General features: G+C 33.4%; 20 protein-coding genes, 1 tRNA gene and 2 pseudogenes. 17 read left to right on the top strand and 6 right to left on the bottom strand.

The window, feature by feature from the left end; all coding sequences use genetic code 11:
- Nucleotides 1–619: 619 nt before the first annotated feature.
- On the bottom strand, nt 620–1093 hold the full coding sequence (locus tag acear_RS06410; RefSeq protein ID WP_013278198.1) for a hypothetical protein: 474 nt from the start codon (nt 1091–1093) through the stop codon (nt 620–622).
- Between the two features lie 242 nt (nt 1094–1335).
- On the opposite strand from acear_RS06410, the gene acear_RS06405 reads away from it, so the two are divergent.
- From acear_RS06405 to acear_RS12565, 5 genes are all read left to right on the top strand, one after another.
- Entirely contained in the window at nt 1336–1959 is a 624-nt protein-coding gene (locus acear_RS06405) for an NUDIX hydrolase N-terminal domain-containing protein (RefSeq protein ID WP_013278197.1), read from the top strand.
- A 373-nt stretch (nt 1960–2332) separates the two neighbouring features.
- On the top strand, nt 2333–3832 hold the full coding sequence (hydG, locus tag acear_RS06400) for a [FeFe] hydrogenase H-cluster radical SAM maturase HydG (RefSeq protein WP_013278196.1): 1500 nt from the start codon (nt 2333–2335) through the stop codon (nt 3830–3832).
- On the top strand, nt 3807–4106 hold the full coding sequence (locus tag acear_RS06395; RefSeq protein ID WP_013278195.1) for a hypothetical protein: 300 nt from the start codon (nt 3807–3809) through the stop codon (nt 4104–4106). Before hydG ends, acear_RS06395 begins: the two co-directional genes overlap by 26 nt.
- A 176-nt stretch (nt 4107–4282) precedes the next feature.
- A complete protein-coding gene (locus tag acear_RS06390; protein WP_013278194.1) occupies nt 4283–5350 on the top strand; it encodes a Gfo/Idh/MocA family protein in 1068 nt (355 codons plus the stop codon).
- Nucleotides 5351–5374: 24 nt separating this feature from the next.
- Nucleotides 5375–5524, top strand: a complete 150-nt coding sequence (locus tag acear_RS12565; RefSeq protein WP_013278193.1) for a hypothetical protein — start codon at nt 5375–5377, stop codon at nt 5522–5524.
- A gap of 54 nt (nt 5525–5578) precedes the next feature.
- Here acear_RS12565 and acear_RS06385 read toward each other — a convergent pair.
- A pseudogene (locus acear_RS06385) lies at nt 5579–5779 on the bottom strand (spore coat protein); the annotation flags it as partial.
- 263 nt (nt 5780–6042) lie between these two features.
- Here acear_RS06385 and acear_RS06380 point away from each other — a divergent pair.
- Entirely contained in the window at nt 6043–6570 is a 528-nt protein-coding gene (locus acear_RS06380; RefSeq protein WP_013278192.1) for a LysM peptidoglycan-binding domain-containing protein, read from the top strand.
- A gap of 152 nt (nt 6571–6722) precedes the next feature.
- A pseudogene (locus acear_RS06375) lies at nt 6723–7532 on the top strand (zinc ribbon domain-containing protein); the annotation flags it as partial.
- Nucleotides 7533–8231: 699 nt separating this feature from the next.
- Here the strand turns inward: acear_RS06375 and acear_RS06370 are convergent.
- Nucleotides 8232–9089 carry a CAP domain-containing protein gene (locus acear_RS06370; RefSeq protein ID WP_013278191.1) on the bottom strand — a complete coding sequence of 286 codons (858 nt, stop codon included), beginning with the start codon at nt 9087–9089 and terminating at the stop codon, nt 8232–8234.
- A 165-nt stretch (nt 9090–9254) separates the two neighbouring features.
- Between acear_RS06370 and acear_RS06365 the strand changes: the two genes are divergently transcribed.
- The gene (locus acear_RS06365) at nt 9255–10007 is read left to right on the top strand and encodes a sulfite exporter TauE/SafE family protein (protein ID WP_013278190.1); all 753 of its coding nucleotides are present in this window, start codon (nt 9255–9257) and stop codon (nt 10005–10007) included.
- Nucleotides 10008–10033: 26 nt separating this feature from the next.
- On the opposite strand, the gene acear_RS06360 is transcribed toward acear_RS06365, so the two are convergent.
- Together acear_RS06360 and acear_RS06355 are read right to left on the bottom strand one after the other, a co-directional pair.
- Nucleotides 10034–10705 carry a TetR/AcrR family transcriptional regulator gene (locus acear_RS06360; protein ID WP_013278189.1) on the bottom strand — a complete coding sequence of 224 codons (672 nt, stop codon included), beginning with the start codon at nt 10703–10705 and terminating at the stop codon, nt 10034–10036.
- Between the two features lie 361 nt (nt 10706–11066).
- Complete coding sequence (locus acear_RS06355) at nt 11067–12368, bottom strand: RNA-guided endonuclease InsQ/TnpB family protein (RefSeq protein WP_013278188.1); 1302 nt, start codon at nt 12366–12368, stop codon at nt 11067–11069.
- Nucleotides 12369–12821: 453 nt separating this feature from the next.
- On the opposite strand from acear_RS06355, the gene acear_RS06350 reads away from it, so the two are divergent.
- From acear_RS06350 to acear_RS06335, 4 genes are all read left to right on the top strand, one after another.
- Nucleotides 12822–14237, top strand: coding sequence for a trimethylamine methyltransferase family protein (locus tag acear_RS06350; protein WP_013278187.1), 1416 nt, complete (start codon nt 12822–12824; stop codon nt 14235–14237).
- Between the two features lie 75 nt (nt 14238–14312).
- The gene (locus tag acear_RS06345) at nt 14313–14942 is read left to right on the top strand and encodes a corrinoid protein (protein WP_013278186.1); all 630 of its coding nucleotides are present in this window, start codon (nt 14313–14315) and stop codon (nt 14940–14942) included.
- A 27-nt stretch (nt 14943–14969) separates the two neighbouring features.
- Entirely contained in the window at nt 14970–15767 is a 798-nt protein-coding gene (locus tag acear_RS06340; protein ID WP_013278185.1) for a methyltetrahydrofolate cobalamin methyltransferase, read from the top strand.
- Nucleotides 15768–15867: 100 nt separating this feature from the next.
- Entirely contained in the window at nt 15868–17427 is a 1560-nt protein-coding gene (locus acear_RS06335; RefSeq protein ID WP_013278184.1) for a glycine betaine uptake BCCT transporter, read from the top strand.
- A gap of 208 nt (nt 17428–17635) precedes the next feature.
- Here the strand turns inward: acear_RS06335 and acear_RS06330 are convergent, their stop codons facing one another.
- Nucleotides 17636–18103, bottom strand: coding sequence for a pyrimidine dimer DNA glycosylase/endonuclease V (locus tag acear_RS06330; protein ID WP_013278183.1), 468 nt, complete (start codon nt 18101–18103; stop codon nt 17636–17638).
- 307 nt (nt 18104–18410) lie between these two features.
- Between acear_RS06330 and acear_RS06325 the strand changes: the two genes are divergently transcribed.
- The 5 genes from acear_RS06325 to acear_RS06305 all read left to right on the top strand — a co-directional run bounded on the left by acear_RS06325 (nt 18411) and on the right by acear_RS06305 (nt 20759).
- Nucleotides 18411–19121, top strand: coding sequence for a YetF domain-containing protein (locus acear_RS06325; protein ID WP_013278182.1), 711 nt, complete (start codon nt 18411–18413; stop codon nt 19119–19121).
- Between the two features lie 187 nt (nt 19122–19308).
- Entirely contained in the window at nt 19309–19836 is a 528-nt protein-coding gene (locus acear_RS06320; protein ID WP_013278181.1) for a glycoside hydrolase family 108 protein, read from the top strand.
- A 53-nt stretch (nt 19837–19889) separates the two neighbouring features.
- Entirely contained in the window at nt 19890–20258 is a 369-nt protein-coding gene (locus acear_RS06315; protein ID WP_013278180.1) for a hypothetical protein, read from the top strand.
- A 125-nt stretch (nt 20259–20383) separates the two neighbouring features.
- Nucleotides 20384–20457, top strand: a tRNA-Gln gene (locus acear_RS06310).
- 62 nt (nt 20458–20519) lie between these two features.
- A complete protein-coding gene (locus tag acear_RS06305) occupies nt 20520–20759 on the top strand; it encodes a hypothetical protein (protein WP_013278179.1) in 240 nt (79 codons plus the stop codon).
- Nucleotides 20760–20815 lie beyond the last annotated feature (56 nt).

The following is a 20815-nucleotide window of genomic DNA, read 5'->3' as shown; positions in this document are numbered from 1 at the left end:
ATAATTAACTATTGACTGGAAAATCTTTAACGTTCACTTCAAGAATATAAAATTTGGTATAAGTGTGGGAGGTATAGAATATGAATAAAGTTAATACATTGCAACTATATTGATATATTGTGTTACTTTCCACTTGTAGCTAATATAGTTTCTTTCATGAAATTGCAGGGATAGTTAATATGTATCCGCCGCTTGCCGCTCATTCGGCGTCCTGCCTCATTCGCTCTCAAAAACAGCCCTCTCGCCGTCGTGGCTCCGGGCTGTTTTAAGAGTCGCTCTGGACACATATTGACTATTGATAATAGAATAAATTGGTGATTATCACTAATGGGAATTGCTATAAGCATATATTGTCTATTTACGGTATTACATTGCAATTACAGCACAGAATTTTCATTAATCTGGTTTTAAACGCTTCCCTCGGATAATTTTTGCACAATTAGTTGATATATTTCAAAAAGCAACTTAAAGCAGCCCCATAAGAGAAAATAATTAACATATAAAGTAGATCCTTTAAATCGTATCTCTAAGATTAGTTTATTGCTGATTGACTAGGGCTGATTTTCGGAGCGTTTGCAAGATATCAACTCTAAACTGCAACAATATATCAATATAATTCTTATTTTAATGCTAAATCAAATCGTTTATGGAAATAATTCAATATATATCCGGCAGTAAGTCCAAAGGCTGTAGCGGCACTGATATTTAAAGCCAGAATAGTACGGGTAGGAAGATTAGTTACAGCTTTGATTTTGAAGAAGGAAGCCATGACTAATAGCATAATATTTGTACCTAGTCCGATTCCCATTCCTTTTAAAAGCGGCAGTCGATAATTAGAATAGGATAGAATATAGGATAGAATTATGCCTGATGTTGAAGCAAAGAAGAGGTGGTTTACAAATCCGGTTACTATATCAAGCATAGTTTTAGCTCCATGATGTTTAATTATCATTATAGAAAAATCTATTGGTCGCAGTGTTAAAAGTTCTAGTTTATATAAAGGATAATTTATTATCTCCATTATTATTCCTGCAATTATACCGGCTATTATTCCTCTAGCAATTTTATCATTTATTAGTTGATTTAATTTCAATTTTCATTCTACCTCCTTGGTTATTGCAATGACTAGTTTAATAAGTATCTTCCAAAACTTATAATCTAGGATTTACATTATTAATTATAAATATACCAATTAATAGAGTTATAGTTGATGTCCAAATTATGAAGGTAAAGTTTAAGAGTATATTGAATATATGTTCTATAGAGACTTGAATGGATAAAGTAGGCTATAAATTATAATAATGAATTCAATAATTTTAAACTGGAGGAAATATAATGTCAAAAGAACCAAAATGGTTAGAGTATGCTAAAAGACTACAGGCAATTGCTCAAGCGGGACTGACTTATTCAGAAAATAAGTATGATCGCGAAAGATTTGAAGAGATTAGAGAGATAAGCAGTAGCATAATTAAAGATCAGACTGAACTTAAAAAGGAAGAAATAAGTGAATTATTTATGGAGGATGCTGGTTATCCAACACCTAAGATTGATGTTCGGGCAGCAGTCTTTAAAGATGATAAAATCTTATTAGTAAAGGAGAAAGTTGATGGGCGCTGGTCACTACCTGGCGGTTGGGCTGATGTTGGTTATTCACTAAAGGAAAATTTAATTAAAGAGGCTCAGGAGGAAGCTGGAGTGAAGATTAAACCTCAACGGATAATATCTATTTTAGATCGTAGAAAGCATCATAAAAAGTCTTTTCCTTTTGGAATGTATAAAATCTTTGTAGAATGTGAATTTTTAAGTGGAGAATTTGAAAAGAATATTGAAACTTCAGATTCAGGTTTCTTTTCGGTTACTGATCTTCCCCCTCTTTCATTAGGTAGAAATACCAAAGAACAGATAAGGAGTTGCTTTGAAGCTAGAAGAAAAGATTATCATAAAGCTATTTTTGATTGAATAAATTTTAAATATCAGACCTAATCAAGAGTAGTTTTTCGTTGTAATTGTCGACACAAAAATATAATTTGTGAAAATTAGAAATTTTTGTTGATATAATATTTAAAAACAGATATAATAAAAATGTGATAAGCTAATGGAGACTAAAAAATAATATTTGGCAAATAGCTGTTTTATTTCCTGATAGATAGGGAGAAATCCTAATTTAGAAGGAAAAACTGCTGTTTGCGGCTAATATACTCTTGATGAAAGGGGGGGCCTGATCATACAGAGGTAATACGGCTGGTAATTGGCGGCTTATCCTTTGGGGTAAGTCTTTTTTATTTGCGAAAATATACACTTAGTATAGTATTATTAGGAGGTTAAATTTATTATGGGTAGTATTAATCCAGCTGAGTGGGCAGCTAATGTAATTAAACAGGATGAGATTGATCGGTATTTAATTGATGGGGATGACTTTATAGATGATAACTTAATAGAACAACAATTAGAAGAACACAGAGATCCGGATCCTAAATGGATTAGGGAAATTATTCAGAAATCATTAGAAATAGAACGGCTCGAGCCGGAAGAGACAGCTGCATTACTTAATGTTGAAGATGAGGAACTTTTAAATGAGATGAAAGAAGCGGCACTAGAAGTAAAGAAGAAAGTCTATGATAACCGGGTGGTGACCTTTGCTCCTTTATATTGTAGTAATCTCTGTGTTAATAATTGTGTTTACTGTGGATTTAGAAAGGATAATACTAATGAAACGCGAAAAGTTTTAAATATGAAAAAGGTTAAAGAAGAGGCTCGTAATTTAGTAAAGATGGGGCATAAAAGGAGTATTGTTGTTTATGGTGAACATCCTGCTTCAGATGCTGATTATATTGCTGAATCCATGGAAGCAATCTATGATGTTAAAGTGGAGACTAAGCATGGCTATGGTTCGCTGCGGCGGGTGAATATAAATGCTGCGCCAATGGAGATAGAGGATTTAAAGAAGCTGTGGGATGTAGGAGTTGGTACTTATCAGGTGTTCCAGGAGACTTATCACCACGAAACTTATCAAAAATTACATCCATCAGGACCAAAGTCTAATTACCGCTGGAGGCTGTATGCTCTACATAGGGCTATGGAGGCAGGGATTGATGATGTAGCCATTGGAGCATTATTTGGCCTTTATGATTGGAAGTTTGAAGTAATGGGCCTATTATACCATGCAATTGATTTGGAAAGGCAGTTTAATGGCGTTGGGCCACATACTATTTCTTTTCCTCGTTTGATGGAAGCAGATGGTTCACCTTATACTCAAAACTCTAAATATAAAGTTGAAGATGAGGAATTTAAAAAGTTAATAACTGTACTTAGGTTAGCAGTACCATATACTGGCTTAATTGTAACTGCTCGTGAAACTCCTGAAATAAGGCGGGAGGCTATGCAGTTAGGCTGTACTCAGACTGATGCTTCAACTAGAATAGGTATTGGAGCATATAGTGAGGAGTATACAGAACAGGAGAAGAAACGTCAACAGTTCATACTAGGTGATACAAGAGATTTGGATACAGTAATTAAAGAGTTTGCTGAAATGGGCATGATTACTTCTTTCTGTACTGCTGGCTATCGCTGTGGTAGAACCGGAGATAAAATCATGAATCTATTACAGGAGGGAGTCGAAGGAAAGTTCTGTAAACTGAATGCTGTTTTAACATTCAGAGAGTGGTTAGATGATTTTGCATCTGAAGAAACAAAGAAAGCCGGCGAAAAAGTAATTGCTCAAGAATTAGAAGAGATTGAAAATGACTCTTTTTTCACTGAAAATAATCTGCTGAATGAGTTTAAAAATTATTATGAAAGGATAAAAAATGGTGAACGAGATCTCTATATCTAAACGATTACAGACATTAATCGATGGAAATAATACGCTTAAAGAGAATTTATATCAGATTGCAGAGTGGTTGAATAAAAATTATAATATTAGACTTTACTTCTGTGAAATCATAGGTGGTAGACGGTGGTCATTTTTAGCAGGGAATGAAGGAGTGATCAGTGGTAGAAAGATCGAACTTACAGATAGTTTAGGAGTTATAGTTGAAGATTATAATGCTTTAGATGAAGGTGATTGGGCTAAAGTATTTAATATAATAAGAAAGTTAAATCAATAGAATAATCTTAGTTGTAGTAAACCAGGGTGATTCCCTGGTTTTATCTATTTTATTTAGTACTTATTTCCTTAATATAAAAAACTATGGTGTTAATAATAAGTATGAAATCTATAATATTTTTTACGGGCAGATGAAGTTGCTCCCAAAACTGAAGAATAAGGAGGAATTTTATCAAAATGGAACAGATTAAAGTAGGTATTATCGGCTGTGGCATGGCCTGGGAACGTCTGCATTATCCGGCCTTTCAAGAATTACAGGATAAATATAAAGTAACTGCTTGTTGTGATGTAGATTTTGATAAGGCTCGTAAAGCTACAGAGATGGTTGGTATCGGACAGGAAAAGGCCTATCAGGACTATAATGAAATGATTAATCAGGAAGAATTAGATGCAGTAGATATTATTGTACCGATTCCTGAAAACTTTCCTATCTCTGAAGATGTAGCTGAAATGGGTATTAATATTATCTGTGAGAAGCCGTTAGCTACTAGCTTAGAAGAAGCAGAAGAGTACTCCCATTTAGCTGATAGACATAGAATTCAGATTATGATTGCTGAAAATTATCGCTACAATGAAGAGAATAATATTATTCGGGATCTAATTCGTGAACAAAAAATTGGCGATGTAGTCTACTTTATCAGCAATAAGATAACCGATTTTTCTGAGGATATGTTAGGTAATAAATTTGCTGCTAAAGAGTGGCGTCAGCATCCGGATTATCCTGGGGGAAGAATTTTAGATTCAGCCATTCATAATTTAGCCGGTATCCGCCATATTTTTGGACCAATCGAAAGTCTCTATGCTGTAGGTAAGCCTCAGGATGACGATTTTAATCCGTATTTATCAACTAATATTAATCTAAAGTTTAAGAATGGTATTGTTGGCCAATTCTCTTATTTTCCCAGTGGAAAAGAGATGCAGCGTCCTTTAGTAGGGACTAGAATCTTCGGTACTGAAGGTATGATCTATCTAGAAGAAAGTAAAGCTGGAGTAATTAATGTTGCTTATAATGATGGTACTAGAGAGGAAATTCCTTATCAGCCGGAACGCGGTTTCTATAATGAATTATTAGATTTTTATAACAGCTTGACTGGACAGGAAGCAATTTCTGTACCGCCGCAGATGGAGTATGGTGATCTAAAGACGGTAATGGCTGTTTTAGAGTCAATTGAAGAGAATAAAGTTGTCGAAGTAGATAAATATGATCAGTATCAACTTGAAGAACAGGTGCATGTCTTTGGATAAGCAAGAAAACAAAGGAGGATTAAGATGGCAGAAGAAGAGAAAAATGAAGAGAAGAATGAAAAAGAATCTTTTGAGATGCATGATGAATCAGTCTGTACTGGAGTAGCCCAACATGTAATGCGGCAGGCGGCAAAGCAGCAGAAAGAAAAGAATAAAGAGAAAGATAATAAGTAATGAAAAAACCATCACCATTAATGGTGATGGTTTTTTAGTTAATTCATTCTTTGATTATACTTCAGGCTGGTCAGCTTTAATTGCTTCTCCTTGGAGATTAATTACTTTTTGGGATTGGTTTAGAGTTTCTGATAGCTGTTCTTCTGGTGAGTTATAAGGTTGATACCAACCACGATTGATAGCTAAAGTTGTTAATGATTCATGACCGGCTAATACTTGGTTTAAGCTTGTAGAATACATTGCTCTCAGTTCTTGAGTAGAAGATTCTGCCTGTCTTTTAAAATCTTAATCACTTGGCATTAGGTATTCTACTATCTGAATGTGGCGTTAGACGTAGGACACAGGTTGTAGGAGTAAGCTGTGTCGGAATACAGATACGTTGGCCTATGGGACGATGGCGTTGGCATTTCTCCCCTTCTTATTAGAAATAATTTACTTGTATATATGCAGCAAAAATGATAAATGTAGGAACATTTAGGTGAAAGTTTAAATATAATATTTTAGAAAGGGGGGATAGAATGGTTGATGATTCTAGAGAATGCCCGCCAAATACTGAGAAATATGTAATTAAGGCTGGCGATACTTTATATGAATTAACTCAACGCTTTGAAACAACAATCTCAGCACTTATTGGAGCTAATCCGAATATTGATCCAGATAATCTACAGGTTGGACAGGAGATCTGCATTCCACTGCAGGAACGATTTCCTTCCTGTCCCGAAGGTAACTTTTATTCTATTCAGCCTGGAGATACTCTCTATAAGATTGCTCAACGTTTTAACATTTCAGTAGATGATTTACAAGAAGCAAATCCAAGGTTAGATTCCCAGAATCTTAATGTAGGTGAAATTATCTGTATTCCGCTGGCTACGCCGCCAGTCGAATGTCCAGAAAGTACAGTTGAGTACCAAATTCAGGCTGGGGATACATTTTATGAAGTAGCTAAAAGATTTGGGACTACAGTAGAGGAACTACAAAGATTAAATCCTGATGTAAATCCTGATGCTTTGTTAATCGGTCAGACTATCTGTGTGCCTAAAGCTTAATCGGAAACAGTTCCTTTTATCATTGTATCTGGTTTAGATTTATGTTAGAATTAGCGAAGTGGAGAATGCAAAAGATTAAATATGTAGAAAGGGATCAGAATGATGAATAAAAATTATGTTCAGTTACAGTTCTTCTTATTATCAGGTCTATATTTATGGATAACAATCCAAATCAAATCATCTACACCAACTTAGCCACAAGAATTAGAGATAATCACTTGTTATTATCGGTATCTAAGGAGATTAAATCTAAATATAATGTTGACTGTATTAAATTTGAATTGCCACCAGCAGTTCAAAGCATTATAGATTTAGATAAACTTCAACAGGTACGAATTAAGCAAGATAGACTCTCTAAAGAGTGGCACTTATTAATTATTTACAAGGTAGAACCCAAAGATAAGCCACAAGATAACAATATAATGTCAATTGACTTAGGTTTAGATAATTTAGCTACCTTAACATTTAAAGATAGTCCCAAAAGCTATATCATTAATGGTAAAACTATTAAATCTAAGAATAGCTACTTCAATAAAAAGATAGCCAACCTCCAAAGAATTAGAATGAAACAGTTATCTACTATTATAATTGGTAATATTAAAAATATTAAGCAGAATAATACACTTAAATCATTCGTACAAATACCAATACAAAGATTAGTAGAGTTAATTGAATATAAAGCTAAACTAGCAGGTATTAAGCTAATTAAAGTTAATGAAACCTATACTTCTGGTTGCTCGGCTATTGACCTAGAATCATTAAATAAAACCAACTATGATAAATCCAGACGAACTACTAGAGGTCTATTTAAAACTAAGAATAAGATACTTAACGCTGATGTGAACGGTAGCCTTAATATAATGCGTAAATATCTCAAAGACAAATGTATTCCTGAAATGATTCGTCAGATTAGGGATAATGGGGTTGTGGACACTCCTAAAAGAATAAGGGTTGCCTGTTAAGCAGGCGGAGACTTAATTACCATACTTCTTTTGAAGCCTCCGTTGCTTGTCTCGGAGGCAGTTCACGTATCTTTATGATACAAAGTTTGAATATATATAGAGTTATGATTATCCCACGCCTTTTTAGGCTGTGGGTTTTTTATTTAATAAAATGTTACACAAATAAATAATAAAATACATATTATACTTATAAATGAGAATATTTTATGGAGGTGACTAAAATGACTGGAAGCGGAGGAAGCTTTGGTGGTAGTTTTATTTGGATAATAGCCCTTCTATTTTGCTTCTTTATCTTCTTTAAAAGAGGTAGACGTAGATGTGGTTGTTAAAGAAAGAATTATTTAATTTTGCTGGGATTATTTTTAATAATCCCAGCAACTTTTTTATTAATCTAGTGTTAAATTCTGATTAAAGTTAATAAATAATAAAGGATCAGTAATTCATAATTTGGCTTAAGCAGTTTAAACATTTCAGTTCAAGCATTGATAAATGAGAAAGATTTAATATTCTTTTGATGCAGTTATTACTTAGCTAGAAATCATTATAATAGAAGAAATTCGGGCCCTGATAGCCTAAATTATAAGGAGATAAGTGGCTGCTTATTAAGCGGAGTGAAAAAGAAGACTTTACAAAAATATGATAAGATTAAAAAGGAGCAGTAATATTACTGCTCCTTTTTAATCTAAGAAAATAGAAAGTTTATTTAGGTTTGCTGATAAAGAGTTGAGTAAAGATATAACCATATTTGTCACTAGACTTAGCTCCTACACCTACATGGGTATATTGAGGATTGAGAATATTCCTTCTATGTCCAGTAGAGTTCATTAATCCTCTATGGGCTGCTTCTACTGATGAGTTGCCTGCAATATTCTCTCCTGCCTGTATATATTCAACTCCAAATTTATTCAGCATATCAAAAGGACTGCCGTAGGTTGGAGAATAATGGCTGAAGTAATCATTCTTCACCATATCCTGTGACTTCATTCTGGCTACTCTTGTTAATTCATTATCTGTCTTAAGAGGAGTTACATCATTATTCTTTCGCGCTTCATTAATTAAATCCACCATCTGTCTTTCCATAGAGCTTAAATCATTAACTGGCTCTATTTCTTCAGCTGACTGATTCTCCTGTGGATTCTTTGGTTCAGGTGTCTTAGTCTGTTCTGGTTGGGGAGTAGGCTGTGGCTGTGGGGGACGCGGCTGTCCTTCTTCAACAATCGGTTTAGTCTGGTTGGAATTTACAGATCCAATTCGGTTATTTTCTAACTGGATAACATACCAATCTTTAATCTGGGCTAGTACTTTAGCAGTTTCATTCTTGTTTAGAGTAGCAATGGTTTTAAACTTCTCACTGGGACCGGATTTAACTTCAGCTTTATTAGTTGTAACCTTCATATTTTTTACGTCTGCCTGTTGAAAGATAGATGAGGCTTTGGTTTCCATTTTATTTTGGTTCTGATCTTGCCTACTTTGATTATTTTCATCAGTGTTGGCACAGGCACCTAATGTCAATACAACTATCAATAGGACTGATAGAATAACGAACTTTTTCTTCATAATCTTCCTCCTTTAGATTTTTTACATATCAACTATATTATTGGTTAATTCTTTAATAAATATAAGACTATAAATATAAAATATTTCTAGTATTTCTTTAGAATTAATTGTTATTGGAATATAGTTTTGATATTATGAATATATAAATGTGGAGGAGGTAGTTGAATGTCACTTTTTAAAGTTCTTACAGTTCTATTTGCTGGAACAGCAGCTGGTTTTATAAATACTTTAGCTGGAGGTGGTTCATTAATTGCAATGTCAGCATTGATCTTTATGGGGTTACCTTCGGCTGTTGCTAATGGGACAAATCGAATTGCTATCTTGATTCAGAATATTGTAGCTGTAACTAATTTTCGTCAAAAGGGATTTTCTGATTTTAAGTTTAGCTTTAAGCTCAGTATTCCTACAATAATTGGAGCAGTTATAGGTTCTAATTTAGCAGTTGATCTACCGGAAGCACTCTTTAATAAAATTTTGGCAGGAATAATGATCTTAATTTTAATTTTAATTATCGTCGATCCTAAAGAGAAGATGGAGACAACTGTAGAAAAGCTTAGTTCAGGTCGGCAATTAACAGCAATGGTGGCTTTCTTTTTTGTCGGTATCTATGGTGGGTTTATTCAAGGGGGAGTAGGCTTTTTATTTATTATTACTCTTTCTTTAATAACTGGATTTTCGCTAGTTAAGGTTAATAGTATTAAAGTATTTGTAATTGCTGCTTATACTATACCTTCTTTAGCAGTGTTTGTAATTAATGGTAAAGTAGCTTGGCTGGCTGGGTTAATTTTAGCAGTAGGAAATAGCCTTGGAGCCTATTTAGGTAGTAATTTTGCTGTATCTAAAGGAGATAAATGGATTAAATACATATTAATAATTGTTATTTTAGCTATAGCAATAAGTTTGCTGCTTGGTGCTTAGATTATTACTTAAAAAACAGCTGCCATCTAGCAGCTGTTTTTTAAGTAGCTATTTACAATTCGGCGGATATATTTCATAGTTCTTTTGGTAGCTTCTTGGATCGAATAATCTACTCGATTATTAATTAAGAGTGAAAGCATTCCTTGATAAGTTAATCTAATCATTTCATTGATTTCTTCAGCTTCCTCTTCGGTAAAGTATCCTTCTTCAATACAAGGAGCGATTGATATTTTGCATCGTTCAACAAAATCAAACTGCATTAACATAGGCATTACTTCTTCAGGCGGGTTACCTAAATCTTCGGGGAATAGAGAGTAATAATTCTTAATAAGGTTCTCTGATTGATTTCCAATATCTTCTGTAAAGACTGCATAATAAATCTTTGGATCTTCAAAGCAGTATGTACAGAAACATTCCCAAACTGCTAAAAAGTTTTCTAATGTACTGTTTTCTTCATCAAAATAATCCGGTAGTGCTTGAACATAATTACTAATGAATTTTATAGCTGCAAAGGAAATTAGTTGGTTGCAGTTTTCAAAATAGTTATATATAGTAGCACTATTATAGCCAGCAATATCAGCTACTTTTCTGATGGTAACCCCTTCGATGCCTTCTTTTTTAATTATTTTAGTAGTAGCTTCAATAAAAATTTTCAAAATACGTTTTGTTTTAATATTAGTTTCTTCGACATTAATCATCTATAGACTCTCCTTAATAGCAGATAATAATTTCATATTTTTCTTTTTATAGGAATTAGTATATCAAATTTTTTTAACAAGTCAAGCTTTTATCTTTTCTTTTTTTAATTTTTTATATTTAAGCGAATTTCATAAATATAAACAAATAAATATCGAAAGTACTCTTGAAAGTGAAGTCTTAAATTTATTTTTAATAACTAGTATGAAATTGACTTATGTGAACTACTCGGCATTGAAATACCGAGCTTCATGGTCGCCTGCTTTTATGGGAGTTACCCGTAATATCAAGCAAGTTACCCATTCGGCGTGTCCAACGCCACTACTCCTATCCAGTTAATACTGGCTGGACTTGGAGGTACTTTTAAGCTGCAAATTGATGATTATTCCAATTATATTTAACCGGATTTGATAAACCTTTAACCTGCAGAGTAATATCTTTACCTTTACGTCGCTGCTGTAGATATTTGCGTAAGATATTAAATGCACCTATGCTGTCGGCATTAAAAGCTTGATTGTTATCTTTATCAATATAAAGCCCTCTTTTAACCCGGTTAGATTTATTAGCATATTTCTTAGTTACTTTTTTACTGTAAGGACTGCATTGGCTGGTATATTTTTCATTCTTCTTGATTAAAGTAATCCCCTGTAAATTAAGTTTATACTCTAGTTGGTGATATATAATATCAAAAGGTAGTTTATGGAGTTTTTGATTAGTCTGTTTACCTAAATTAGCATCATCACGAATATTTTTTATATCACCAACGATTACTCTAGAAATATTATTTTCAATACAGTAATTAACTACTTTTTTAGTTGCACTATGAATTAGGTGAAATAATTGTTTTCGTCGCTTTTTATATAGGTTCTGAATACGTTTAGAAGTCTTTTTACCTTGACCATTCAAAATTGATTGATAATGTTTAATCTTCTTATCAAAATAACGATTAATAGCTAAATATTGTCCGCCGTCAATAATAAAGCTTTCCTGATTTTGATTACTATAACAAGTCATCAAATTATTAATTCCTAGGTCAATACTTAAATAATTACCGTTATCTTCTTTAATAGTAGGAGTATCTACTTTATAAGTTAAGATTACCTTATAAGTATCATCGCTTAAAGGTTTAAACTCAATTCTAGTAGTTGAGTTAAGGATATCTCTATTACTGGATAACAGCTCATTAGGCACTCTTATCCATAAGAATTTGTTGGCAATAGAGTATTCCTCTTTTAGATACTTTTTTAACTGTTTAGGAATAGATAATCTTAACTTACCATCAATAATTTTAAAACCATTATTGAGATAACGAAAGTTAAATTTGCTGTCTTTAGGTTTATAGTTAGGTGGATTAGGCTCACCGTTATATTTATCAGGATTATCTTGATAATCCTCCATACTTTGATAAAAACTATCCCAGTTATCAGCTAAAATTTTAAGTGTTTCCTGTGCTGTCTGGGAGGGTAAGTTTTTATACCAAAAGTTAGTTTTTAATTGCTTTTTTTGTTTATACCAATCAGGATACTCTTTATCACTATCTTTAGACCAATTTTTACGTTGATAATTGCCGATATTATATAATCTGGCACTAGCATAGGCTAAACAACCTAATACAATTTGTTGGGTTTGATTAGGTTTATGGATAAAATACTTAGCTAGCTTCAATTAGTTCACCTCCTTATGATAGCCAACATTATAAACACATGTTCTAGCATGAATTAGATTATTTTGGTTACTCAATTGTTATCACCTTTTATATATAGTATATCATATAATGCCTTGGATAGCAATAATATCAAGGCTTAATACAATTACATATAGTTAATATTTAAACAAAAAATAACCTATTCTTTGATATTGAATCAAAGAATAGGTAGTAAATTCATCCCCCATATAAATAAGGGTGGGTTCTTTACTATTTATCCTAAAAATTTTTTATAAGAAAAAGAAGGAATTTATGGTGATAATGTTTAAATAATAACCATAGATTAATATATAATCTTGATTAAAATTTAATCATATTTAGAATTATTATAATACAAAAAGGGGGTATACAAATATTCCGATTTCTAAATTTATTATGTCAATTTAATATTATATCCAATAGGAGGTTTAAAAATGATTAAACGTAATTTTTCATCTCAAGATCTTTTATCTGATAATGAAGTAAAAGAAATTCATGAAGCTTCAATGGACTTGTTAGAGAATAATGGAATAGAAATTATGCATGAAGAAGCAAGAAATATTTTTGCTGAGAATGGAGCTAAAGTTGAAGATAAGACAGTATTTTTACCGCGGCAAGTAATCGAGGATGCATTGGATAAAGCACCTTCTTCCTTTACATTACATGCTAGGAATCCAGAAAAGAATGTAACAGTGGGAGGTAATAATTCTGTTTTAGCTCCTGGATATGGTTCACCTTCTGTAACTGATATTAAAGAGGGAAGACGTGATTCAACTTTCGAAGATTATATTAATTTTACTAAGTTAGCTGCTGATAGTGATAATATTGATGTTTTGGGTGGAGTCATTGTTGAGCCTACTGATGTAAAAGACGAGATTAGACATGCTAAAATGCTTTATGTAGCAGCTAAGAATTCTGATAAGTGTCTGATGGGAAGTGCTTTAGGAGCTAAAAAGGCCCGAGAAAGTTTTGAGATGGCCAGTATGCTCTTTGGTGAAGATGAAATTATTGATGATAGACCGATTGTAATCAGTTTAATCAATACTATGAGTCCTCTTCAATTTGATGAACGAATGTTGGATGCTTTAATTGAGCATGCCAAATATAATCAGGCGGTGGTTGTGGCTTCCTTGATTATGTCTGGTTCAACAGGGCCTATGTCGATTGCCGGAACATTAACTTTACAAAATGTTGAGGTATTAGCAGGAATTGTTCTATCTCAACTAATTAATCCCGGTACCCCAGCAGTTTATGGTTCAGCAACGACGATTATGGATATGAAGACTTCCAATTTAGCTATAGGAAGTCCAGAGTATGCTAAGTTCATCGGTGCTACAGCCCAGTTAGCTCGTTATTATGATCTACCGTGTCGGGCTGGAGGTTCGCTTACTGATTCATTGATGCCGGATGCACAGGCTGGTTATGAAGCAATGATGACCTTTAAGTCTACTTTAAATCATGGAGTGAACTTTGTCTTGCATTCAGCAGGCTTACTGGAGAATTACATGACGATGTCTTATGAGAAGTTTATTATTGATGACGAAATAATCAGTCTATTAACCAATTATCAATCTGGTATCGGAGTAAATAAAGAATTAATTGCTAAGGAAGTAATCGAAGAAGTAGGACCAGCTGGACATTATTTGACAGAAGCCCATACTATGAAACATATGAAGGACTTTGAACGTCCTGAAGTAGGCAATCGAACGGGTTACTCATCAAGTGATAATATAGTACCTACTATGGAGCGAGCCCATGAGATCTATAAAGAAAGATTAGAGAATTTTGAAGCACCTGAGTTGGATCCTGCTATTGATGAAAAATTAACTGATTATATAGATAGTTTATAAGAATAATTTAAATATATATAATTTTAAAAATACTTTTTTATTTTATTCTAAATCAAAATAGGGGGAATTATTAAAATGAGTAAATTTAATGAAATTTCTGAAGCAGTAATTAATGGAGAAGAGGAGAAGGTAGCAGAGCTAGTTCAGGACCTTGTTGATGATGGAGAGGAACCCAGTAAGATTATTAAAGAAGGATTAGTTGCTGGTATGGATGTTGTTGGAAAAAGATTCAAGGCACAAGATATGTTTGTTCCTGAGGTATTAATTTCTGCTGAATCAATGCATGCAGGTATGGATATAGTTAAGCCGCTTTTAGCAGATGATGATTCTTCTTCAAATGGAACTTTCATGATTAGTACTGTTGATGGTGACTTACATGATATAGGTAAGAACTTGGTATCTATGATGGTAGAGGGAGCAGGCTATGAGGTAGTTGATTTGGGAGTGGATAAATCAGCTGATGAAATTCTAGAAGCAGTTAAAGAACATAATCCAGATGTGTTAGGCTTGTCAGCTTTATTAACTACTACTATGCCGGCTATGGGTGATACTATCGAAGCATTAGAAGAAGCAGGAATTAGAGATGAAGTTAAGGTTATCTTAGGTGGTGCTCCAGTAAGCCAGGACTTTGCTGATGAAATTGATGCTGATGGTTATGCTTCTGATGGAAGTGCTGCTACTGATTTAGTACGTAAATTTGCATAAAAATATATAAATTAGGAGGGATTATAAATGATAATTGTTGGAGAATTAATTAATACGAGTCGTGATGAGGTAGAACCAGCAGTTAAGGATAGAGATGCTGAATTTATTCAAGATCTAGCTAAAAGGCAGGAAGAGGCCGGAGCCGATTATATCGATGTTAACTGCGGAACCTTAATTAAGGAAGAGCCAGAAGCACTAGAATGGTTGGTTAATACGGTACAGGAAGTTGTAGATGTACCATTATGTATTGATAGTCCTGATCCAGAAGCAATCAAAAGAGGATTAGAAGCCCATGAAGGTAAGGCTTTAGTCAATTCTATTACTGCTGAAGACGAGAGATTCAGTGAAATTTTACCATTAATTCAGGAGTATGATGCAGAGATTATAGCTTTAGTTATGGATGATGAAGGTATGCCAGAGGATGATACAGATAGAATTAAAACAGCAACTAAATTAATTGATGATCTAACTGCTGAGGGTATTGCCGAGGAAGATATCTATGTTGATCCAATTATTCAGCCGATCGGAACTGACGAGGAGATGGGAGAGTATATTCTATCTGCTATTGATGAGATTACCAACAAATATGAAGATGTGCATATTACTTGTGGATTGAGCAATATCTCCCACGGTCTGCCGCAGAGAAGACTTCTAAATCAATCCTTTGTACTGCTGGCTATGAGTAGAGGGATGGATAGTGCTATTCTTGATCCACTAGATAAAAAGATTATGTCTCTGGCTACTGCCGCTGATACTTTACTAGGTAAGGATCAGTACTGCGGCAATTACATTAAAGCATCTAAAAGTGATAAATTAACTGTTTAATTTGATTGGATTTAACTCAAATCCCAGGACTAATCTTGATTAGTCCTGGGATTTCTAAAAAATAAATAATTAATCATATAAATATTTAGGAGGAGAGAGTATGGCTAAAATTGAGAATGAAGTTGAACCATCAAATAAAAAACTTGATATTGATCCAGTTGTATTTGGAATTTCAGTTGTAATTTCAGCTATTTTGGTTATCTGGGGTATTACTGCTACTGAAAGTTTTAGTAAAGCAGTAGAAATTGTTTTTGATGTTTTAGTTGGTAATTTTGGATGGTCATATCTTTTATTTGTATCCGGAACGTTAGTGGTAACTTTAATAATTGGTTTAAGTAAATATGGGGATATAAAGTTAGGTAAACCTGATGAGGAACCTGAATTTAATACAGGCTCTTGGTTTGCAATGCTTTTCAGTGCTGGAATGGGAATTGGTCTTGTCTTCTGGGGAGTAGCTGAACCAATTAGTCATTATGCTAGTCCACCATTTGGACAAGGAGAAACAGCAGAGTCAGCATTACTTGCTATTCGTTATTCATTCTTTCATTGGGGGCTACATCCCTGGGCTTTATTTTCACTTTTTGGAATGATTATCGGTTACTTTGGTTTTAGAAGGGGAATGCCTCAATTACCTAGCTGTACTCTTTATCCATTGATAGGAGAAAAAGGAGTAAAGGGACCGATTGGAAAAATGTTCGATATTCTAGCTGTATTTGCTACTCTTTTTGGAATGGCTACTTCGTTAGGTTTAGGAGCACAACAAATTAACAGCGGACTTAATTTCTTATTTGGTATTCCCAATAATAATATAGTAGCTATAATTATTATTGCTATTATAACTGTGATTTTTATTGTCTGTACAGTTACTGGTTTAGATAGTGGTATTAAGCATATAGGTAATATCAATGTCTGGTTAAGCTTTTTAATTTTAGCAGCAATGATTACTGTTGGTCCCACAGTATTTATTTTTAATTACTTTACACAGGGAATAGGCGGTTATTTACAGAATATTTTTAACATGAGCTTCTTTACTAGTGCTGTTGAAAATAGTAATTGGCCAGGCTGGTGGACAGTCTTTTATTGGGCCTGGTGGATTTCCTGGACTCCATTTGTCGGTGGTTTTATTGCCCGTATTTCCCGCGGAAGAACAATTAGAGAGTTTGTAGTAGCTACTTTATTTGGACCAACCATTTTAAGCTTAATTTGGATTGCTACTATGGGAGGTTCAGGTATCTGGCTTGAACAGTTTAGTTCTGGTGGAATCGTTGGTCCTGTCCAATCTGATGTAGCGTCGGCTTTCTTCGTGGCATTAAATCAGTTTCCGCTAGGTAGTATAATGAGTGTAATTGCCACTATTCTAGTAGCTACATACTTTATTACCTCGGCTAATTCAGCTACTTTTGTAATGGGAATGTTGACTTCATATGGTACTCTTGATCCTTCACGAAAGGTAAAGATTACCTGGGGAACTGCCGAAGGATTATTAGCAGCAATTCTGTTGTTGGCTGGAGGCCTTTCTGCATTACAAACAGCAGCAATTGCATCAGCTTTTCCATTTATGATCTTTATGTGTTTTTCTATAATTTCTTTCTTTAAGGCATTACAGAAAGATCAGACTATTCAAAATCAAGGAGAGTTTATTGGTACTATCGATATTTAAATAATTATTATAGATAGTGACATAACTCATCAGTAGTTATACAAAAGCTACTGGTGAGCTATTTATTATTTTTTATTTTAGTTCAAGTTACTTATTACTTAGTCACTTATAACTACACAATTTCAAATAAAATAACAAATTCTTCTCAAAAATTAGCAGAAATAATCCAAAAATTACAAGCCTTAATTAATAACTTTGAAATATAGAATTAATCTATTTTAAACCAGTCTGGAATAGGGCGATTCTTCCAGGCAGCAATATCTTCTTTTTCTTGTCTATAATAAGTACGGTAAGCTTCAACAGGATCTTCACATTTATATTTATCAGGCATAACTAATACAAAATCAGTCTTTTCTTTATCTGGTAAGTTCGGCTCATTATCACGCAGCCACTTTAACTTTTCTTCGGTTTTATGTGTCCTATTATACCGATAGGTATATTCTTTACATAATGCCAGTCCTAATCTAACTAACCATCGATAATTTTCAATTGAATTGCGGACCCATTTACTGCAAGGATGATTTTTATGGGTTAAACGGTAAGGGGCTTCATTACCAGTCATCCAGTGGGCACTACAAAGAAGCTGTGCTGATTCAAGAATCATCTTAATGACGTGTTTGTCGGCGTGATACTTAGCACATTTTTGGATATTTTCATCTAGAACGAAGATGTTCATATTTGATCACCATCCTATATTCTTAAGTTAAATTAGTTTCATTAATTTTAATCCATCTTTAACCAATAAGCAAGCAAAGATTATTAATATAATTCCTCAAATTTTCATTCTATAAATAATATAAAAACCTCCAATAATAGATATGACTCCTAATATGATTCCTAAGGTAAAGAAGGCCATTAGACTACCCATTATCATTATGTATCCTTTATATTTTGAAATCTTAGCGCTAAATATATTTAAGTTAGTTAAAGACCTGCATTAAATTATAATAATTTTAATAATTAATTAAAAGGAGGAAGAAAAAATGGCTGAGTATATTGAAGCAGCATGGACAACAATAATTATATTCATATTATTGGTAATTTTAACTAGACTAGTGGGGAGGAAATTACTTGCTCAGGTTACCTTTTTTGATTTTGTGACTGGAGTAACTATTGGAACAATTGCAGGAGCATATGTTGTTAATGAAGTTAGAGGAAATGCTGTTTTATTGAGCCCGGTTGTTTTAGTTTTATGTACTTTAGGACTTGGTTACCTGACAGTAAAGAGTTTAAAGATAAGAAAATTAGTCAAAGGAGAACCTGTAGTTGTAATACAAAATGGCAAAATTTTAGAAGATAATATGTTTAAATCTAGATATACTTTAGATGCTTTAGAGATGCAGTTGCGGGAAAAAGATGTTTTTGATATTAATGAAGTAGAATTTGCTGTTTTAGAATCCGATGGAGAATTAAGTGTATTGAAAAAAAGTCAGTATAATTCTATAACTCCGAATGATTTAGGATTGGATACTGATTATAAAGGATTGGCGACAGAGATAATTAAGGATGGGGAAGTTTTGGAACAGAATTTAAAGCAGAATAATCTTGATTTTAATTGGTTATATCAGGAATTAAATAATCAGGGAATTGATGATGTTTCAAGAGTTATGCTGGCAACTTTAAATACAGATGGTTCATTATATTTAGATTTAAAAGATGAGACTCCTGACTATACTCAGAAAGTAGAAGATTAATTTTGTTTACTAGATAAGAATTTATTAGTAATAGAGTATTCCTCTTTTAGATGCTTTTTTAATTGTTTAGGGATAGATAATTCTAATATATAGTATGATATAGGGCTTAATTTTGGAATTATCATTTTAATGATTGAAATCATATTATATTGTAAAGTGATTAGACACTGGAGGTGGGGAGTAAATAATGGATGATGAGTTTGAACGTGCCTTTAAGAAAATTTTAGACTATGAAGGTGGATATAGTGATGAGCAGAAAGATCACGGAGGCAAAACTAAATACGGAATTACTGAAAAGCTTGCTCGTGATTATGGTCACGAGGGAGAAATGAAGGATTTAGAGTTAGAGAAAGCAAAAGAGATATATTATCGTGAGTTCTGGGCTAATCATCTCTACAGCTGGATAGAAGATGAAAGAATAGCTACTGAAGTTTTTGAACAGGCGGTCAATATGGGAGCTAAAACAGCCAATAAGCATCTACAAAAGGCTTATAATCTGCTTGCTGATAAGGAAATAGCAGTAGATGGAATTATCGGCCAGCGGACTTTAGAAGCAGTTAATAATTTTGAGCATAATAGTGATTTATTTAAGCTGTTAAATATATTACAAGCTAAGAAATATATTAATATAGTCAAAAATGATGCATCACAGCAGAAGTTTATCAGAGGTTGGCTAAGGAGAGTAGAACTTGATATAGATAGCAGAAAGTCCTAACATTATTTTTTGTTACTTTTCACAGACTAAACTTACGGAGGTGAATATATAAAGTGAAAGAAGAGCATGAAGATAAAGAAGTAGATAAAAGAGATGAGGGCATTGAAGATGAGGATAATTTTGATAGATTAGAAAATATAATAGAAGAGAATCTAGAAGGTATAGTTAATGGCGATGATGATACAGAAAATGTTGAAATGGGGCAGGTACAGTTTCCTAATACTGAGGCTGATGATGAGTTTATAGGTGATTTCAAATCAGATGTTGCTCAGCAGGTAGGGCGCTTCAGTGATAAAGTGCATATGGGTTCGCCGTCTGATGAGGCTGGAGCAATAGGCCAAGATGCTCTTAAGGATACAATTGAAAAATCCAGAGAAGAACTGGCTGAAAAGCTAAATGGAGCGGAAAATGATGAAGAATAATAAACAAGTTTAAAATAATTTAGGTAACCCATGATGGGTTACCTAAATTATAAGGGCAAAAATGTATATTAATCCAGTGACTTTGGCATTATATTAATAGAAAGATTAAAAATCAAATTTTATGCTGGCGAGTAATGTAATGGTAGCATATGAGGTTTTGATCCTTAGAGTGCAGGTTCGAATCCTGCCTCGCCAGCCATCAATCAAAACACTCGAGAGAGTGTGTTTTATATTTTTGGCTAAAGTCTGGAGGAAAAAGTAGTGAATGAATTTAAAGAACTTAAGAAAGCCAAGAGAGTATGGAATGAAACTGCTGATGTAACTACTAAAGTTATACTTTACCAACTTAATGTAGAATGTCCAAACTGTAAAGAAAGCTATGGGAGCTGGAAACTACTGCCGCCGATTCAGGTGATTAATGACAGATTTCATTTAGTGAAGTATCAATGCGAATGTAGTGAAGTATTTAAAAAGATAGAGGATGCTAGAGAAGAAGAGTAAATAATTAATGTAGTGATTGTTTGTGATAAAGAATTTATATAATTAGATAATATAGG

The organism is Acetohalobium arabaticum DSM 5501 (assembly GCF_000144695.1).
Lineage (GTDB): Bacteria > Bacillota > Halanaerobiia > Halobacteroidales > Acetohalobiaceae > Acetohalobium > Acetohalobium arabaticum.
The sequence above is the reverse complement of the archived record's forward strand: the minus strand, read 5'-3'. Positions and strand labels throughout refer to the sequence as shown.

Coding starts and splice junctions, on each gene's coding strand:
- acear_RS06405 (WP_013278197.1), top strand. CDS start 1,336: ATGTCAAAAGAACCAAAATGGTTAGAGTATGCTAAAAGACTACAGGCA.
- hydG (WP_013278196.1), top strand. CDS start 2,333: ATGGGTAGTATTAATCCAGCTGAGTGGGCAGCTAATGTAATTAAACAG.
- acear_RS06395 (WP_013278195.1), top strand. CDS start 3,807: ATGGTGAACGAGATCTCTATATCTAAACGATTACAGACATTAATCGAT.
- acear_RS06390 (WP_013278194.1), top strand. CDS start 4,283: ATGGAACAGATTAAAGTAGGTATTATCGGCTGTGGCATGGCCTGGGAA.
- acear_RS12565 (WP_013278193.1), top strand. CDS start 5,375: ATGGCAGAAGAAGAGAAAAATGAAGAGAAGAATGAAAAAGAATCTTTT.
- acear_RS06380 (WP_013278192.1), top strand. CDS start 6,043: ATGGTTGATGATTCTAGAGAATGCCCGCCAAATACTGAGAAATATGTA.
- acear_RS06370 (WP_013278191.1), bottom strand. CDS start 9,089: ATGAAGAAAAAGTTCGTTATTCTATCAGTCCTATTGATAGTTGTATTG.
- acear_RS06365 (WP_013278190.1), top strand. CDS start 9,255: ATGTCACTTTTTAAAGTTCTTACAGTTCTATTTGCTGGAACAGCAGCT.
- acear_RS06360 (WP_013278189.1), bottom strand. CDS start 10,705: ATGATTAATGTCGAAGAAACTAATATTAAAACAAAACGTATTTTGAAA.
- acear_RS06350 (WP_013278187.1), top strand. CDS start 12,822: ATGATTAAACGTAATTTTTCATCTCAAGATCTTTTATCTGATAATGAA.
- acear_RS06345 (WP_013278186.1), top strand. CDS start 14,313: ATGAGTAAATTTAATGAAATTTCTGAAGCAGTAATTAATGGAGAAGAG.
- acear_RS06340 (WP_013278185.1), top strand. CDS start 14,970: ATGATAATTGTTGGAGAATTAATTAATACGAGTCGTGATGAGGTAGAA.
- acear_RS06335 (WP_013278184.1), top strand. CDS start 15,868: ATGGCTAAAATTGAGAATGAAGTTGAACCATCAAATAAAAAACTTGAT.
- acear_RS06330 (WP_013278183.1), bottom strand. CDS start 18,103: ATGAACATCTTCGTTCTAGATGAAAATATCCAAAAATGTGCTAAGTAT.
- acear_RS06325 (WP_013278182.1), top strand. CDS start 18,411: ATGGCTGAGTATATTGAAGCAGCATGGACAACAATAATTATATTCATA.
- acear_RS06320 (WP_013278181.1), top strand. CDS start 19,309: ATGGATGATGAGTTTGAACGTGCCTTTAAGAAAATTTTAGACTATGAA.